12 protein-coding genes and 1 pseudogene are annotated in these 16992 nt (G+C 61.3%); 9 read left to right on the top strand and 4 right to left on the bottom strand.

Annotation, left to right across the window (positions count from 1 at the left end; genetic code table 11):
- Nucleotides 1-205 precede the first annotated feature (205 nt).
- The gene (locus tag H0Z09_RS14720; RefSeq protein WP_186691215.1) at nucleotides 206-1117 is read left to right on the top strand and encodes an SDR family oxidoreductase; all 912 of its coding nucleotides are present in this window, start codon (nucleotides 206-208) and stop codon (nucleotides 1115-1117) included.
- A 128-nt stretch (nucleotides 1118-1245) separates the two neighbouring features.
- Here H0Z09_RS14720 and H0Z09_RS14725 read toward each other — a convergent pair whose 3' ends face one another.
- On the bottom strand, nucleotides 1246-1521 hold the full coding sequence (locus H0Z09_RS14725; protein WP_186691216.1) for a hypothetical protein: 276 nt from the start codon (nucleotides 1519-1521) through the stop codon (nucleotides 1246-1248).
- 79 nt (nucleotides 1522-1600) lie between these two features.
- Here H0Z09_RS14725 and H0Z09_RS14730 point away from each other — a divergent pair, with 79 nt between their 5' ends.
- The 3 genes from H0Z09_RS14730 (at nucleotide 1601) to H0Z09_RS14740 (ending at nucleotide 7606) form a co-directional block, all read left to right on the top strand.
- On the top strand, nucleotides 1601-3391 hold the full coding sequence (locus tag H0Z09_RS14730) for a DUF1302 domain-containing protein (protein ID WP_186691217.1): 1791 nt from the start codon (nucleotides 1601-1603) through the stop codon (nucleotides 3389-3391).
- Nucleotides 3392-3417: 26 nt separating this feature from the next.
- Entirely contained in the window at nucleotides 3418-4776 is a 1359-nt protein-coding gene (locus tag H0Z09_RS14735; RefSeq protein WP_186691218.1) for a DUF1329 domain-containing protein, read from the top strand.
- Nucleotides 4777-5104: 328 nt separating this feature from the next.
- The gene (locus H0Z09_RS14740) at nucleotides 5105-7606 is read left to right on the top strand and encodes a LuxR C-terminal-related transcriptional regulator (protein WP_186691219.1); all 2502 of its coding nucleotides are present in this window, start codon (nucleotides 5105-5107) and stop codon (nucleotides 7604-7606) included.
- Here H0Z09_RS14740 and H0Z09_RS14745 read toward each other — a convergent pair.
- Nucleotides 7603-8478: an AraC family transcriptional regulator gene (locus H0Z09_RS14745; RefSeq protein ID WP_186691220.1), complete on the bottom strand. Its 876-nt coding sequence runs from the start codon at nucleotides 8476-8478 to the stop codon at nucleotides 7603-7605. The genes H0Z09_RS14740 and H0Z09_RS14745 overlap by 4 nt on opposite strands.
- 138 nt (nucleotides 8479-8616) lie before the next feature.
- On the opposite strand from H0Z09_RS14745, the gene H0Z09_RS14750 reads away from it, so the two are divergent.
- Entirely contained in the window at nucleotides 8617-9519 is a 903-nt protein-coding gene (locus H0Z09_RS14750) for a DMT family transporter (protein ID WP_186691221.1), read from the top strand.
- A gap of 111 nt (nucleotides 9520-9630) precedes the next feature.
- Here H0Z09_RS14750 and norR read toward each other — a convergent pair whose 3' ends face one another.
- Nucleotides 9631-11175 carry a nitric oxide reductase transcriptional regulator NorR gene (gene norR / locus H0Z09_RS14755; RefSeq protein ID WP_186691222.1) on the bottom strand — a complete coding sequence of 515 codons (1545 nt, stop codon included), beginning with the start codon at nucleotides 11173-11175 and terminating at the stop codon, nucleotides 9631-9633.
- A gap of 147 nt (nucleotides 11176-11322) precedes the next feature.
- On the opposite strand from norR, the gene hmpA reads away from it, so the two are divergent.
- The gene (hmpA, locus tag H0Z09_RS14760) at nucleotides 11323-12504 is read left to right on the top strand and encodes an NO-inducible flavohemoprotein (protein ID WP_186691223.1); all 1182 of its coding nucleotides are present in this window, start codon (nucleotides 11323-11325) and stop codon (nucleotides 12502-12504) included.
- 223 nt (nucleotides 12505-12727) lie between these two features.
- Nucleotides 12728-13234 (top strand): disulfide bond formation protein B, encoded by a 507-nt coding sequence (locus H0Z09_RS14765; RefSeq protein WP_186691224.1) that lies wholly within the window; start codon nucleotides 12728-12730, stop codon nucleotides 13232-13234.
- Between the two features lie 475 nt (nucleotides 13235-13709).
- On the opposite strand, the pseudogene H0Z09_RS27550 reads toward H0Z09_RS14765, so the two are convergent.
- A pseudogene (locus H0Z09_RS27550) lies at nucleotides 13710-14001 on the bottom strand (hypothetical protein).
- Between the two features lie 27 nt (nucleotides 14002-14028).
- Between H0Z09_RS27550 and cyoA the strand changes: the two are divergent.
- Both cyoA and cyoB read left to right on the top strand, forming a co-directional pair.
- On the top strand, nucleotides 14029-14970 hold the full coding sequence (cyoA, locus tag H0Z09_RS14770) for a ubiquinol oxidase subunit II (protein ID WP_057724001.1): 942 nt from the start codon (nucleotides 14029-14031) through the stop codon (nucleotides 14968-14970).
- A 3-nt stretch (nucleotides 14971-14973) separates the two neighbouring features.
- Nucleotides 14974-16992 (top strand): cytochrome o ubiquinol oxidase subunit I, encoded by a 2019-nt coding sequence (cyoB, locus tag H0Z09_RS14775; protein ID WP_076949923.1) that lies wholly within the window; start codon nucleotides 14974-14976, stop codon nucleotides 16990-16992.

Here is a 16992-nt window from a genome sequence, read left to right on the forward strand (position 1 = left end):
GTCGGCAGCTGTATCAACTGACAGACCGCATTCGCGAGCAAGCCCGCTCCCACAAAAACGTGTTCTACCGCTAGATCGTCGCCGGGCCATCGACAATCATCCCCCCTCCTTATCGCCCACCATTCAGCCTCAGCCGTTTCTATTGTGACCCGCGCCCCGGTGCCTGACACTCGACCCATTCCCATTGTCGCCATTGGAGTTCGGTATGAGTGAGTCAGTGCAGTTCCAGGATAAGGTCGTGATCGTCACCGGGGCCGGCGGCGGATTGGGCCGGGCCCATGCGCTGCTGTTCGCCAGGCACGGCGCCAAGGTACTGGTGAACGATCTGGGCGGCTCCACGCAGGGCGAAGGCGCCAGTGCCTCGGCCGCCGACCGGGTCGTGGCCGAAATTCGTGAAGCCGGCGGCATTGCCGAGGCCAACCATGACTCTGTCACCGACGGTGACAAGATCGTGCAGAACGCCCTCGACGCTTTCGGCCGTATCGATGTAGTGGTCAATAACGCCGGAATCCTGCGCGACAAGACCTTCCACAAAATGGACGACAGCGATTGGGACCTGGTTTACCGGGTGCATGTCGAAGGCGCCTACAAAGTCACCCGCGCCGCCTGGCCCCACCTGCGTGAGCAAGGCTACGGCCGGGTGATCTTTACCGCGTCCACCTCGGGCATCTACGGCAATTTCGGCCAGTCCAACTACGGCATGGCCAAGCTCGGCCTGTATGGGCTGACGCGCACCCTGGCGTTGGAAGGGCGCAAGAACAACATCCTGGTCAACGCGATTGCCCCTACCGGCGCGACGCGCATGACCGAAGGCCTGATCCCGCCGCAAGTGTTCGAGCGCCTCAAGCCGGAACTGGTCAGCCCGTTGGTGGTGTACCTGGGCAGCGAGGCGTGCCAGGAAACCTCAGGCCTGTTTGAAGTCGGCGGCGGCTGGATCGGCAAGACCCGCTGGGAGCGCAGCCTCGGCGTCGGCTTCGACCCGCAGGCCGGGTTCACTCCCGAGGATGTGGCGGCGCACTGGGAGCAGATCTGCGATTTCGAAGGGGCCGCCCATCCCAAGGACAACATCGAGGCCTTGAAGGAGATGATGGCCAATTTGCAGAAATACAGCCTGTGATCATTGCTTGAAAAAGCTTGAATCCTACGGGGCGCTGATGGCGCCCTGTTTTATTTTTGGCATAAAAAAGGCCGCTGCATAAGCAGCGGCCGAAGTAAGACGTTGGATCAAGGAGCGACAAATCAACGTCAGTGAACACCGGTAACGAATTGAAAAAAATCATCAATCCATTCAAGTCTGGCTTTTCTTCCAGCGGTGGAAGTGGGCCGTTGGCCCTGAAAGCCCACTAAGCATAGTGGCTTGTTACAAGATAAGTAATGCCGGTTCATGACAAGGACTGTTACGCAAACCGCAACAGTGACAGCGCGCGCCATCCATTCTCCTGATAACCCGTAATCCACGCGGCGCATGCCCGCGCCCAGACCCAGGCCAGAGCGCCCGGTAATCCTTTCGAGCGACAACACGAATCCCTCCTTGGTGCGCTTATCGCTCCTGCCGGGCGGCAGTAGGGTGAGGCCTTCTGTCACTCACCGGGGAAGACGCATGACAAAAACAACAATGCGCGCCATCTTCAAGCCACAGGCGCTGGCCGCTGCGGTTGCATTGGGTTGCTGTGCCCAGGCACAGGCTGTTTCATTCAACATTGGCGAGATCGAAGGGCAATTCGACTCCTCGCTGTCGGTAGGCTCGAGCTGGGGCATGCGCGATGCCGACAAAAAACTGGTGGGTACCGTCAATGGCGGTACCGGCCAAGCGTCCACCGGTGATGACGGGCGCTTGAATTTCAAGAAGGGCGAGACCTTCTCCAAGATCTTCAAGGGCCTGCACGACCTTGAACTGAAATACGGCGACACCGGCGTGTTTGTGCGCGGCAAGTACTGGTACGACTTCGAGCTCAAGGATGAAGTCCGCGAGTTCAAGCCAATCAGCGACCACAACCGCAAGGAAGGCGCCAAATCCAGCGGAGCGCAGATCCTCGACGCCTTCGTCTATCACAACTACTCGCTGGGCGACCTGCCGGGCACCGTGCGTGCGGGCAAGCAGGTGGTGAGCTGGGGCGAAAGTACCTTCATCGGCAACTCCATCAACAGCATCAACCCCGTCGACGTCTCGGCGTTTCGCCGCCCGGGTGCCGAAATCAAGGAAGGCCTGATCCCGGTGAACATGCTGTTCGCCTCCCAAGGCCTGACCAACCAACTGACCGTCGAAGGGTTCTACCAGTTGGAGTGGGACCAGACGGTGCTGGATAACTGCGGCACTTACTTTGGCGGCGATGTGGCAGCGGATGGCTGCACCAATAACTACACCGTCGGGAACCCGGCGATCAGGCCATTGCAACCTGTGGCGGCGGCGTTCGGCCAAGGATTTGGCGCGACCAGTGAAGGCGTGATTGTACGTCGCGCCGGCGACCGTGATGCCCGCGATTCAGGCCAGTTCGGCACCGCCTTGCGCTGGCTGGGGGATGACACCGAGTACGGCCTGTACTTCATGAACTACCACAGCCGTACACCCATCGTGGGCACCATCACCAACACGACCAGCCTGGCTACACTCGGCGCGATCTCCGGCACCGCCAACGCCATCGCGCCAGGCTCCGGTGCCGGCCTGGTCCAGAGCCTGATGCTTGGGCGTGGCCAGTACTACCTCGACTATCCGGAAGACATCCGCCTGTTCGGCGCCAGTTTCTCCACAACCTTGCCCACCGGCACGGCGTGGAGCGGGGAAATCAGCTATCGGCCCAATGCTCCGGTGCAACTCAATTCCACCGACCTGACCCTGGCCCTGATCAATCCCGTAGCCGGCCAGTTGGCCTCACCCATCCGCAGCAACTTCGGTTCCGACAATAAGGGCTACCGCCGCAAGGAAATCACCCAGATCCAAAGCAGCATGACCCAGTTCTTCGACCAGGTCCTGGGCGCCGAGCGCCTGACCCTGGTGGGCGAAGCGGCGATCGTGCACGTCGGCGGCCTGGAGGATAAATCCAAGCTGCGCTACGGCCGCGACTCGGTGTACGGCGCCTATGGTTTCCAGGGCGACACCGACGGTTTCGTGACGTCCACCTCCTGGGGCTACCGTGCGCGGGCGATCCTGGACTACAACAACGTGATCGCCGGAATCAACCTCAAGCCCAACCTGTCCTGGTCCCACGACGTCGCCGGCTACGGCCCCAACGGCCTGTTCAACAAAGGCGCCAAGGCCATCAGCGCAGGTGTCGACGCGGACTACCGCAACACCTACACCGCCAGCCTCAGCTACACCGACTTTTTCGGCGGTGACTACAACACCCTGACCGACCGTGACTTCCTCGCCCTCAGCTTTGGCGTGAACTTCTGATCTGGCTTAAAGAAGGACAAGACTCTATGCGTAAGATATTTGCGGTAATGGCCCTCAGCCTGTTGGCAGCCAACGTAATGGCTGCAGTGTCGCCGGACGAGGCGGCCAAGCTGGGCACCACCTTGACCCCGGTGGGCGCCGAAAAAGCCGGCAACGCCGATGGCTCGATCCCGGCCTGGAACGGCGGCATCCCGAAAAATGCCGGCGCGGTGGACAGCAAAGGCTTCCTCGCCGACCCGTTCGCCAGTGAAAAACCGCTGTTCGTGATCACCGCGGCCACGGTCGACAAGTACAAGGACAAACTCTCCGACGGCCAGGTCGCGATGTTCAAGCGCTACCCCGAGACCTACAAGATCCCGGTCTACCCGACCCACCGCACGGTCAACCTGCCGCCCGACATCTATGAGTCGATCAAGCGCAGCGCGCTGAACGTCAAGGCGATCAACGACGGCAACGGCCTGGAAAACTTCACCGGCAACCGCTACTACGCTTTCCCGATTCCGAAGAATGGCGTGGAGGTGCTGTGGAACCACATCACCCGCTACCACGGTGGCAACCTGCGCCGCATCATCACCCAGGCCACCCCGCAGACCAACGGCAGCTACACGCCGATCCGTTTCGAGGAAGAAGTGGCGGTGCCGCAACTGATCCCCGACATGGACCCGGCCAAGGGCGCCAATGTGCTGACCTTCTTCAAGCAGTCCGTGACCGCGCCGGCGCGCCTGGCGGGTAACGTGCTGCTGGTGCATGAAACCCTCGACCAGGTGAAGGAGCCGCGCCTGGCGTGGATCTACAATGCCGGCCAGCGTCGTGTACGTCGTGCACCGCAAGTGGCCTATGACGGGCCGGGCACCGCGTCCGATGGTCTGCGCACTTCCGACAACTTCGACATGTTCTCCGGCGCCCCGGACCGCTACGACTGGAAGCTGGTGGGCAAGAAGGAGATGTACATCCCCTACAACAGCTACAAGCTCGACCAGCCGACGCTCAAGTACGACGACATCATCAAGGCCGGCCACATCAACCAGGACCTGACCCGCTATGAGCTGCACCGCGTGTGGGAAGTGGTGGGCACGGTCAAGCCGAGCGAGCGGCACATCTACGCCAAGCGCCACATGTACATCGACGAAGACAGCTGGCAGGTGGCACTGGTGGATCACTACGATGGCCGTGGCCAATTGTGGCGGGTTGCCGAAGGCCATGCGCAGTTCTACTACAACCACCAGACCCCGGCCTACACCGTGGAAACCCTGTACGACATCATCGCCGGGCGCTACCTCGCGTTGGGCATGAAGAACGAAGAGAAGAGCAGCTTTGTGTTCGGCTTCGATGCCAGGGCGGCGGACTACACCCCGGCGGCACTGAGGGCTGAAGGCGTGCGTTGATATACGCTCCAACTGTGTGGCGTGCCTGGGTAGCCACAGGTATCTACACATCTTTGTAGTGAGCGGGCTTGTCCCGCGCTGGGCTGCGAAGCGGCCCCAAACCAGGCCGCCGGGTTCCAGCTCAAGCTCGGCGATGCCTTTATTGGGGCGGCTTCGCCACCCGGCGCGGGACAAGCCCGCTCACTACAACATCGCAGGCAAGCCAGCTCCCACAGTGGGTTTTGTGCATGTCTTTCAATCATTGTGCTGAATCTTTCTTCAACAAACGCCAACCACAGGACTAGGGTAGCGGTCAGGTTGCATAACAATAAGAACGCAGGATGCAGCAATGACCGCCATGACACGCTGCCTGGACCGTCCTGGATTCATGCCTCGGCTGTCCGCCCACCATCTGCTGCGCCCGCGCTTGGCCGAGCCGTTGCTGGCGGCGCCGGTGCGGGTCAAGTTGCTGTGCGCACCTGGCGGCAGCGGCAAGAGTGCGTTGCTGGCCGAGTGCGCATTGCAGGCGCCGGCGGGCTGCCAAGTCTTCTGGCTGCCGCTCAATGGCGTGGCCCTCGGCCCAAGCGACTTTTGCCGGCGCCTGGCGCAGAACCTCGGTCTGCCGTTCACCGATGAAGCGACGCTGCTGCTGGACCTGGCTCGCTGGCAGGCCCCGGCATGGTTGTTCATCGATGACTTCTGCCGTTTACCCACCCCCGAAACCGATGCATTGCTCGATCGTTTGCTGACCGCCGGCAGTCCGGCCTTGACCTGGTGGCTCGGCGCGCGGCGCCGGCCCCTGTGCAATTGGCCACGGTTGCTGCTCGACGACGAACTGCTGGAGTGTGGCGCCGACCTGGCGTTCAACCCTGCCGAGATCCAGCAACTGCTCATTCATTCCCCGGGACAATCCGTCGACAGCGTCATGCAGTTCAGTGCCGGCTGGTGCGCCGGTGCGCGTATCGCCTTGCTGGGGGAGGGTCACCCGCAAAAGACCTTGCTCGATTATTTGCAACACGAGCTGTTCAACATCTTGGCGCCCGAACTGGCCGAAGCCTGGCGCGTGCTGGCGCATCTGCCGCGTTTCAATCCGGGGTTATGCGAGCACCTGTTCGGCGCCGGCGACGGTGGCCAATACCTGCGCGAGCTACAGGCCCTCGGCGCGTTTATCCAGTCTTGGGAAGACACCGACTGGCTGCAGGTTTTCCCTCCGCTTGCGCAGTTGATGCGCGATGAACCCTGGCCGGCCAAGCGCTCCTGGCACCGGCGCGCGTGCCAATGGTTCACCGCCGAACAGGACTGGCAGGCGGCGTTTGAACAGGCGCTGCTGGCCGAAGAATACGAAGTGGCGGTCAGCCTGTTGCAGCACTTCAGTTTCGAAGACCTGTTCCGCCAGCAGAACGCCGTACTGCTGCTGCGCCTGCATGAAGAGCACGGCGATGAATTGATGCTCGGTTCGGCGCAACTGGTGGGGCTGGTGACGGCGGCGCTGCTGTTTGCCGGGCGTTTCGAGCAGGCCGCGCAGTGTATCGATCAGCTTGCGCGGTTCGCGCCGCAACCGACGGCGGCGCAACAACGGCACTTGCTCGCGCGGTGGCAGGCGCAGTGGGGTTGGCTGCTGCATCTGGACGGCGATGCCGAGCGTTCGCGCGAACATTTCATCGAAGCGCTGCAAGCTTTGCCCGACAGCGCCTGGACGTCGCGGTTGATGTGCTTGTCGGGGCTCACCCAACAAGCCTTGCTGCGCGGTGAACTGGACGTGGCCCAGACCCTCAACCGCGAGGCGTTATGCCTGGCCCGCGCCCACGGCTCGTTGCTGCTCGAAGCCTTGCTGGAGCTGGATCACGCGCAATTGCTGGAACAGCGCGGTGCCCCCTATCGCGCCCAGAGCCTGCTGGAAAACGTGCAGGCGATGTTGCTCAAACAGCAACTCACGGCCGGGCCATTGGTGGGCCGTATCGCGCTGCGGAGCGGGCATCTGGCGTTGCGCCAAGGGCACGACAACCTTGCCGCCGAGTGCTTCGAGGCCGGCTTGAAGATCTGCCTGCACAGCCAGGACAAGCGTGTGCTCTACGGGTTTCTCGGCCTGGCCCTGTTGGCCGCCAACCGTGGCGACTATGCCCAGGCGTTTGTGCAACTGCGCGAGGCCGAACGGCTGATGCAGCAACGCCAGGTGCCCGACACGGTATACCGCGCGGTGCTGCTGCTGGTCAGCGGGCACTTCTGGTTGCAGCAGGGCCGCGCCGAATTGACCGCGCAAGCGATGCGCCGCGTGCTTCGCCATTTTCGCGGGCCCCAGGCCAAGCAAGCGCCGCCGGCCACCCTGGAACTGATCCCGCGTCTGGAGTACCTGCTGGTGCTGGCAGAGGTGAAATTGGGCTGTGCCGATCAGCCGCTGGCGCGGCTCAACGCCCTGCTGCAAACCACGCGTCAACGCGGCATGCTCTGCCTGGAAACCGAACTGCACCTGGTGCTGGGCGAAGTCGCCTGGCACGTCGGCGACCCTGTCCTGGCGCGCCGCTCGCTGCAAACCGGGCTGGAGCTTGCGGCGCGTTGCCAGGTGCAGCAGGCGATCCGCGAACTGCGGCTGCGTTCACCGGCGCTGTTGAGCGAGCTGGGCATGGAACCGGCGGTGTCGACTTCGGGCGCACTGGACAATCCCCTCAGCCAGCGCGAGTTGGAAGTGCTGCAGTTAATCGCTCTCGGCAACTCCAACCTGGAAATTGCCGATCGCCTGTTCATCTCTTTGCACACCGTCAAGACTCATGCGCGGCGCATCCACAGCAAGTTAGGGGTGGAGCGGCGTACGCAAGCGGTGGCCAAGGCGAAAACCCTTGGGTTGATGACCTAGGCGCAGAACGCCTGACGGTACTCGCCGGGCGTGGCGCCCATGGCCTGGCGAAAGCGGTGGGTGAAGTGGCTGGCGCTGGAAAACCCGCACATCAAGGCAATCTCCCCCAAGGCCAGCGTGCCAGCGCGTAGCAGGGCCTGCGCACGGGCCAGCCGTCGCGCCAGCAGGTATTGATGGGGCGGCAGGCCGAAGCTCTGGCGGAACATCCGCGCGAAATGGTATTCCGACAACGCACACAGTCCGGCCAGTTGGCCCAGGCTGATCGGTTCCTCCAGATGCTGCTCGACATACTCCACCAACAATCGCCGTTGATGCGCCGCCAACCCACCTTTGAGGCGCAGCCCGTCGCGGGCACCCACCTGACTGAGCAGTGTGTGGCTGAGCAGTTCATGGGCCAGGCTGCTGGTCAGCAAGCGCTCGGCGGGTTCGTGCCAGTTCAGCGCGATCAATTGATGAAAGCGCCGCGCCTGGCCGGCGTCTTCCAGAAAGGTGCTCTCGCGCAGTTGCAGCGTGCGCGGTTCGCGGTCCAGCAAGGTGACGCAGCCCAGGGCAAACTGCTGCGGGCTGAAATACACGTGGGCCAGGCGGATCTCGCCGTTGATCACCCAGGCCGACTGGTGCTCGGCGGGCAGGATGCACAGTTTGTCGGGCCCGCCCTTGGTGCCCGGCCGGTCGCGCCGAAAGGTGCCGGTGCCGCCGCCGATGTAGCAGGACAAGGTGTGATGGCTGGGTGCCTGGTAATCCTGTGCGTCGTGGTGGTTGTTCCACAAAGCCGCGGATACGCCGTCACCGAGCTCGGCGCAGGCTTCCAGGCGTGCGTTGGGCGAGCGGTTAAGCGCTTGGAAAACGTGCAGTGATTGCAGATCAGGCATGGTTCGTACTCTCCGACGTTTTGCATCCTACTCTCCGCCGCTGAGGCTGTGATCCCGTCGCCCGACAAAAGCGCAAGAATGTGCAAGAGCGCAACACGGCTCAGGCGCGACACTGTGGCTCAATCGATGGAGCCCGCTATGAACCTTTCCCTGTATTTACTCACCGTGCTGATCTGGGGCACCACCTGGATCGCCCTTAAATGGCAACTGGGCGTGGTGGCGATTCCTGTGTCGATCGTGTATCGCTTCGGCCTGGCGGCGCTGGTGCTGTTTGTGCTGTTGCTGCTCAGCCGCAAGTTGCAGGTGATGAACCGACGTGGGCACCTGATCTGTGTGGCCCAGGGGCTGTGCCTGTTTTGCGTGAACTTCATGTGCTTTCTCACGGCCAGCCAGTGGATCCCCAGCGGTCTGGTGGCGGTGGTGTTTTCCACCGCCACGCTGTGGAACGCACTGAACGCCCGCGTGTTCTTCGGCCAGCGCGTGGCGCGCAATGTGTTGATGGGCGGCGGGCTCGGCTTGATGGGCTTGGGCTTACTGTTCTGGCCGGAACTGGCGGGGCACACCGCTAGCCCGCAGACCTTGCTGGGCCTGGGCTTGGCCTTGTTGGGTACGATGTGTTTCTCGGCGGGCAATATGCTGTCGAGCTTGCAGCAAAAGGCGGGGCTCAGGCCTCTGACCACCAATGCGTGGGGTATGGCCTATGGCGCCTTGATGCTGGCAACCTACTGCGCGGTGCGTGGGATCCCGTTCGAGATGGACTGGAGCGCGCGGTATGTCGGCGCGCTGGGGTACCTGGTGATCCCGGGCTCGGTGATCGGGTTTACGGCTTACCTGACGCTGGTAGGGCGGATGGGGCCGGAGCGGGCGGCGTATTGCACGGTGCTGTTTCCGGTGGTGGCGTTGAATGTGTCGGCGTTTGTCGAGGGCTATGAGTGGACGGCGCCGGCGTTGATGGGGTTGGTGTTGGTGATGGTGGGGAATGTGTTGGTGTTTCGAAAGCCCAAGGTTGTGAACTCGGTCTTTAAGGCGAAGACGGTCTAGTGTGGGAGCGGGCTTGCTCGCGAAAGCGGTGTATCAGCTGATATCTACAATGACTGACACACCGCCTTCGCGAGCAAGCCCGCTCCCACATTTGGATTGTGGTGAGTTTGCTTATTTCATTCCAAGGCGCTTGGCCATGCGGCCCAGGTTGGCGCGGTCCAGGCCCAGCTCGCGGGCGGCGCTGGCCCAGTTGTGCTGGTGGCGTTCCAGGCAGGCGTTGATCACGTGGCGTTGATAGTGCTCGGTGGCCTGGCGCAGGTCGCCGCTGACAATCGGCACAACCTCAGTCTGCTCTTCGACCAACGGCGCGCTGACGTCGGGCAGGTCCAGGTCCTGGGCGCTCAAGCTGAGAATCTTCGGGCGTTCGCGACAGTTGCCCAGGGCTTTCAATGCGCTGCGTCCGATCAAGTGTTCCAACTCGCGAACATTGCCTGGCCAGTTATACGCCAGCAGCGCCGCCTGGGCATCGCTGGTCAGGCGCAGGCTGCCCAGGCCCATGCGCGAGCGGTTCTGTTCAAGGAAGAAACCGGCCAGCAGCAACACATCGCGTCCGCGTTCGCGCAGCGCCGGGACTTGCAGCGGGTACACGCTGAGGCGGTGGTAGAAGTCGGCGCGGTAGCGACCCTGGCGGACCTCGCCGGCCAGGTCGCGGTTGGTGGCGGCGATCAGGCGCACGTCCACCTGGTGCTCCTTGTCTGACCCCAGGCGCTGCAACTGGCCGCTTTGCAGCACCCGCAGCAGCTTGGCTTGTACCGTCAGCGACAGCTCGCCGACTTCATCCAGGAATAACGTGCCGCCATTGGCCAGTTCGAACTTGCCGCGGCGCTCGTTCAATGCGCCGGTGAAGGCGCCGCGCACATGGCCGAACAGCTCGCTTTCCACCAGGGTTTCCGGCAGGGCGGCGCAGTTGAGGCTGATCAGTGGTTTGTCCGCGCGGGTGGAGGCGGCGTGAATGGCCTGGGCCACCAGTTCCTTGCCCACCCCGGTTTCGCCAGTGATCAGTACGGTCAGGTCGCTGCCGCCCACCAGCTTGATTTCCTCGACCAGGCGCTTGTGCGTCTTGCTCTGGCCGATCATTTCCTTGTGCTGCTGGCCGCTGGCCTGGCGGTAGATCTCGGCGCGCTGGTGCTCGTCTTCGGCGCGCAACGCCAGGCGCTCGATGCGTTCGGCGACGTTGACGGTGGCAGCGGCGAGGCTGGCGAAGGCTTGCAGGGCGTCCAGCTCTACGCGTTCGAAGCGCTCGGTGTCGAGCGCGTCCAGGGTCAGCAGGCCCCAGGGCTGGTCGTCGACGAACAGCGGGCAACCCATGCAGTCGTGCACTTGCAGGTGCCCGTGCAGCCCCTCGACCAGGCCGTCATAGGGGTCTGGCAACTCGCTGTCACTGTCAAAACGCGTGGGGCCGGGGCTGCTAAGCAGCACGGCAAAACGCGGGTGCTCGCTGACCCTGAAGCGTCGACCGAGGGTGTCGGCACTCAAGCCATCCACGGCCAGTGGCACCAGCCATTCGCCGTCCAGCCGCAACAGCGCGGCGGCGTCGCAAGGGAGCAGGGCGCGCATGGCTTGCAGCAGGCGGCGGTAACGCTCGCCTTCGGGCAGTTCGCGGGACAGGTCGGCGACCAATGGCAGCAGGGTGGTGAGCAGCGGTTGCGCAGTCATAATGACTCCTCGTAGTCCTTATGACTATAAGATGTAGGAAGTCATACTGACTACTTATAATTTAACTCATTGAAATTTAAGGATTTATAAGTTGGCACGAATACTGACTACACCAGGGTAATCCGTGAAGAAGCCCAGGAGCCTCCCATGCTAAGTGCCCAAGACCGTGCCATCGTCAAATCCACCGTGCCCCTGCTGGAAAGTGGCGGTGAAGCGCTGATCACCCATTTCTACCGCATGATGCTGTCCGAATACCCCGAGGTTCGCCCGCTGTTTAACCAGGCCCACCAGGCCAGCGGCGATCAGCCGCGTGCCTTGGCCAACGGCGTGTTGATGTACGCGCGGCATATCGACCAGTTGGACCAACTGGGCGACCTGGTGGCCAAGATCATCAACAAGCATGTGGCCCTGCAGATCCTGCCGGAGCATTACCCGATCGTCGGGGCCTGCCTGCTGCGCGCTATTTCCGAAGTGCTGGGCAGCGAGATCGCGACCCCCGAGGTGATGACGGCCTGGGGCAATGCCTATGGGCAACTGGCGGACATCCTGATCGGCGCCGAAGCCGCTATCTATGAAGAGAAAGCCCAGGCCCTGGGCGGCTGGCGCGGTGCGCGGGCGTTCACCATGGTCAAACGTGTGGAGGAGAGCGCCGAGATTACCTCGTTCTATTTTGCGCCGGCCGACAGCGGGGCGATCCTTGCCGCAGCGCCAGGCCAATACATCGGCATGAAGCTGGTGCTCGACGGCGAAGAAGTGCGCCGCAACTATTCGCTGTCGGCATTGAGCGATGCGGGCCAGTACCGCATCAGCGTCAAGCGCGAGGCCGGCGGGCGGGTCTCCAACTACCTGCATGATCAGCTGCAGGTCGGTGCCACCATTGACCTGTTCCCGCCGTCGGGCGAGTTCACCCTGGCGCCCGGCGAAAAACCGCTGGTGCTGATCAGCGGCGGCGTGGGCATAACGCCCACCTTGCCGATGCTCGAAGCCGCACTCGCCACCCAGCGCCCGGTGCACTTTATCCACTGCGCGCGTAACGGCGCAGTGCATGCGTTCCGCGACTGGGTGGATGCGCTGGCGGCCCAGCATCCGCAGCTCAAGCGCTTCTACTGCTATGCCGAAGATGACGGCGTGAGCCCGGCGGCGGATAAAGTCGGCCTGCTGAGCCAGGAACAACTGGCCGCCTGGTTGCCCGAGCAACGCGACATCGATGCTTACTTCCTGGGGCCTAAAGGCTTCATGGCGGCGGTCAAGCGCCACCTCAAGGCGCTGGGCGTGCCGGAGAAACAGAGTCGCTATGAATTCTTCGGCCCGGCTGCTGCCCTGGAATAAAATCTAACGGTTCACACTGTCCAATGTGGGAGCGGGCTTGCTCGCGAATGCGGTTAATCAGTCACTTATAGGCCAACTGACACACCGCCTTCGCGAGCAAGCCCGCTCCCACATTTGGTTCTGCATTCCCCTCGATTAATCCGCTGTTAACCCCCCTCTGTTTAAACCACTCCCTGTGTGTAAACTTGCGGCCATTGGCACAACCAAACAAAGGGAACCGGAGATGAGTGACGAATTGCGATTAGGCAGGGAGCGGCGCTTTCTGGTGTTGCTGGGCATCATCTGCCTGGCGCTGATCGGCGGTGCGCTGTACATGCAGGTGGTGCTGGGCGAGGCGCCGTGCCCGCTGTGCATCCTGCAACGCTACGCCTTGCTGTTGATCGCGGTCTTCGCGTTCATCGGCGCGGGCATGCGTACCAAAGGCGCTCTCACGTTTTTTGAAGGGCTGGTGATACTCAGCGCCCTCGGTGGTGTGGCGGCAGCCGGTCACCATGTGTACACCCAATTTTTCCCGCAGGTCAGCTGCGGCGTCGATGTGCTGCAACCTATCGTCGACGAGTTGCCCCTGGCCAAGGTGTTTCCCCTGGGCTTCCAGGTCGATGGCTTCTGCAGCACCCCCTACCCACCCGTGCTGGGCCTGTCACTGGCACAGTGGGCGCTCGTGGCGTTCGTACTGACCGTGATCCTGGTGCCCCTGGGCATCTATCGAAATCGCCAGCGCAACACCTGACGCTGATTCGCGCAAACGCCCCGGTCTTTCTTGAAGGAAGGCCGGGGCGTTTTTGCTTGCAGGAATTTGTGAACAGAACGTGACGCCGGGCAATTTCGGGTGCGCGCAGTGTGCGACATGTTGTCACACGGAAGCTGGCGCAGGCCATTTCCGAGCGCCCGGCCAAGCCTTTGGATTTGCATAAAACGGCCTGGGTGTGCTGTCAGTTTATAGTCCTTTCGATCTCGCCAATCTCGCGCCGCATCAGGGAATTCGTGATGTCCGAATGCCTTGATTTATGGGGACTTGCATCGGTTTGGCAGGCCCTTACGCAGGGTAAGGGGTGCGGCGTCTTGCCCTATAACACGGCAATTTTTGTGGTTTTTGTTGAGAATCGAACGCGATAAGATCGCGAACCTTTGCAATATTGGTGAAGGATTATTGCTGTAATCGATAAAAATTATTTCTTTATCAGACATGGTTTATACATCGCCAGCTAACTACAATCGCCCGCACTGAATGTCCGGTGCCGTTCAATCTTTGAGCACTGGAGCGGTCGAGGGGCAGATGGATGGCTCTGTGCGACCCCAAGGTTCCGGCAGCCTTCCAACTATCCGCACCAAATGGAATTGGTCTGTAACAAGGCCTTTAACCACGAAATCGAATAAGAACTCACCGCAGGTCCGTGAAACGTTCCTTTATGACGTGATGGGCAGGCTCTTATTCAATCGAAGAGAAATGCCAACCCTTGGCAGGGTGAAGTGTTGGCGATCAAAACCCAACTGCATTGCGCAAGCTGCTTTAGAGGTCGTGAGATGAGTAAAAACAGGTACCCCCGATTACTAGGCTTTTTGCCGCTGCTTGGCATGATGTTAATGCTGGGAGGCTGCAAGTGGACCTTGCTCGACCCAAAAGGACAGGTCGGTCTGGATGAACGAAACCTGATCATCACCGCCACCCTGCTGATGCTGCTGGTCGTGGTGCCTGTGATCATCATGACGTTCGCCTTCGCCTGGAAATACCGCGCGTCGAACACCAGCGCCACCTACGCGCCGAAGTGGTCGCACTCCACCAAGATCGAAATCGCGGTGTGGCTGGTCCCGATCCTCATCATCATTGCCCTGGGTTATGTGACCTACAAGTCCACCCACGCACTGGACCCGTACCGTCCGCTGGAATCCGACGTCAAGCCGATCAACATCGAAGTGGTCGCGCTGGACTGGAAGTGGCTGTTCATCTACCCGGACCTGGGTATCGCCACTGTGAACCAGATCCGGTTCCCGGAGCACACCCCGCTGAACTTCAAGATCACCTCCGACGCTGTGATGAACTCGTTCTTCATCCCGGCCCTGGGCGGTCAGATCTACGCGATGGCAGGCATGCAGACCAAGCTGCACCTGATCGCCAACCAGAAAGCTGAAATGGAAGGCATCTCCGCCAACTACAGCGGCGCTGGCTTCACCGGCATGAAATTCAAAGCGATCTCGACGAGCCAGGAAGACTTCAACGCCTGGGTAGCCGAAGTCAAGGCCGCACCTAAACAGCTTGATCAAGCTGAATACGACGCCCTGACCAAACCAAGCCAGAACAACCCAGTCGCCCTGTACTCCGCGTTTGAGCCGAACCTGTTTCAGAAAATCGTCGACAAGTACGAAGGCATGAAACCAGGCAAGCCGGTCAAGCACGAGAAGAAAGAAGTGGCCGCGGTTGAAGGTTCTGACACGGGCGCGCATTCAACTGCTGGGGCAGAGGAGTAAACGATGTTTGGTAAATTAAGTTGGGATGCGGTCCCGTTCCACGAGCCGATTGTGATGATTACCATCGCCATGATCGCGCTGGGTGGTCTGGCACTGTTTGCGGGTATCACCTACTTCAAGAAGTGGACCTACCTGTGGACCGAGTGGCTGACTTCGGTCGACCACAAGAAAATCGGCGTGATGTACATCATCGTTGCCATGGTCATGCTGCTGCGTGGTTTTGCCGACGCCATCATGATGCGTACCCAGTTGGCCATGGCCACCGAGGGCTCGCCTGGCTACCTGCCACCTGAACACTATGACCAGATCTTCACCGCCCACGGTGTGATCATGATCATTTTCATGGCGATGCCTTTCTTTACCGGCCTGATGAACCTTGCGGTGCCGTTGCAGATCGGTGCCCGTGACGTTGCCTACCCGTTCCTGAACTCCCTGAGCTTCTGGCTGCTGGTGTCCGGCGTGGTGCTGATCAACGTGTCCCTGGGCGTCGGCGAATTCGCCAAGACCGGTTGGGTTGCGTATCCGCCACTGTCGGGCCTGCAATACAGCCCTGGCGTGGGTGTGGACTACTACATCTGGGCGCTGCAGTTATCAGGACTCGGGACGACGCTGACGGGGGTCAACTTCCTGGCCACCGTGCTGAAAATGCGCGCCCCTGGCATGAAACTGATGGACATGCCGATCTTCACCTGGACCTGCACCTGGGCAAACGTCCTGATCGTGGCTTCGTTCCCGATCCTGGCCGCTACCATGGCGCTGCTGTCGCTTGACCGTTACCTGGATTTCCACATTTTCACCAATGAACTTGGTGGCAATCCAATGATGTACGTGAACCTGTTCTGGGCATGGGGTCACCCTGAGGTGTACATCCTGATCCTGCCAGCGTTCGGTATCTTCTCCGAAGTGATCTCGACCTTTACCGGCAAGCGCCTGTTCGGTCACCACTCGATGGTCTACGCCTCGGGCGCGATCTCCGTACTGGGCTTCATGGTGTGGCTGCACCACTTCTTCACCATGGGTTCGGGGGCCAGCGTCAACGCCTTCTTCGGCCTGGCGACGATGCTGATTTCCATCCCGACGGGGGTGAAGCTGTTCAACTGGCTGTTCACCATCTACCACGGTCGTCTGCGTATGACCAGCCAGGTCCTGTGGACCCTGGGCTTCATGGTGACGTTCGCCATCGGCGGCATGACTGGCGTACTGCTGGCCATCCCGGGTGCTGACTTCGTACTGCACAACAGCCTGTTCGTGATCGCTCACTTCCACAACGTGATCATCGGTGGCGCGGTATTCGGTTACATCGCTGGTTTCAGCTTCTACTTCCCGAAAGCGTTCGGCTTCAAGCTGCACGAAGGTTGGGGCAAGGCTGCCTTCTGGTTCTGGATCTCGGGCTTCTTCGTCGCGTTCATGCCTCTCTATGCACTGGGCTTCATGGGCATGACCCGTCGTCTGAACGCTACCACCAACCCTGAGTGGGTGCCGTACCTGTACGTCGCCATGTTCGGTGCGGTGATGATCGCTGTGGGCATCGCCTGCCAGTTGATCCAGCTGTATGTCAGCGTGCGTGATCGCAAGCAGAACATGTGCGAATCGGGCGATCCATGGAATGGCCACACCCTGGAATGGTCGACCTCCTCGCCACCGCCGTTCTACAACTTCGCCGTGATCCCGACTGCGAACACCATCGATGCGTTCACCGAAGCCAAGGAAGACGGTACTGCGTACCAGCAACCCAAGCACTACGAACCGATCCACATGCCAAGCAACACCGCCACTGGCGTGGTGATGGGTGCGCTGTTGACCGTGTTCGGTTTCGCGATGATCTGGCACATCTGGTGGCTGGCAATCGTTAGCCTGGTGGGCACCATCGGCTACTTCATTGTCCACGCAGCACGTGATGATCAAGGCTACATGGTGCCGGTCGAAACGATCGAGCGCATCGAAGCCGAGCAGCACGCTCGCCTGGTCGCCGAGAAGAAAATCCCGGCCAACCGTGTAGAAACCTCGTTGGAACAGGCTTAA

Source organism: Pseudomonas sp. SWRI18 (assembly GCF_014268345.1).
GTDB classification, from domain to species: Bacteria; Pseudomonadota; Gammaproteobacteria; order Pseudomonadales; family Pseudomonadaceae; genus Aquipseudomonas; species Aquipseudomonas cedrina.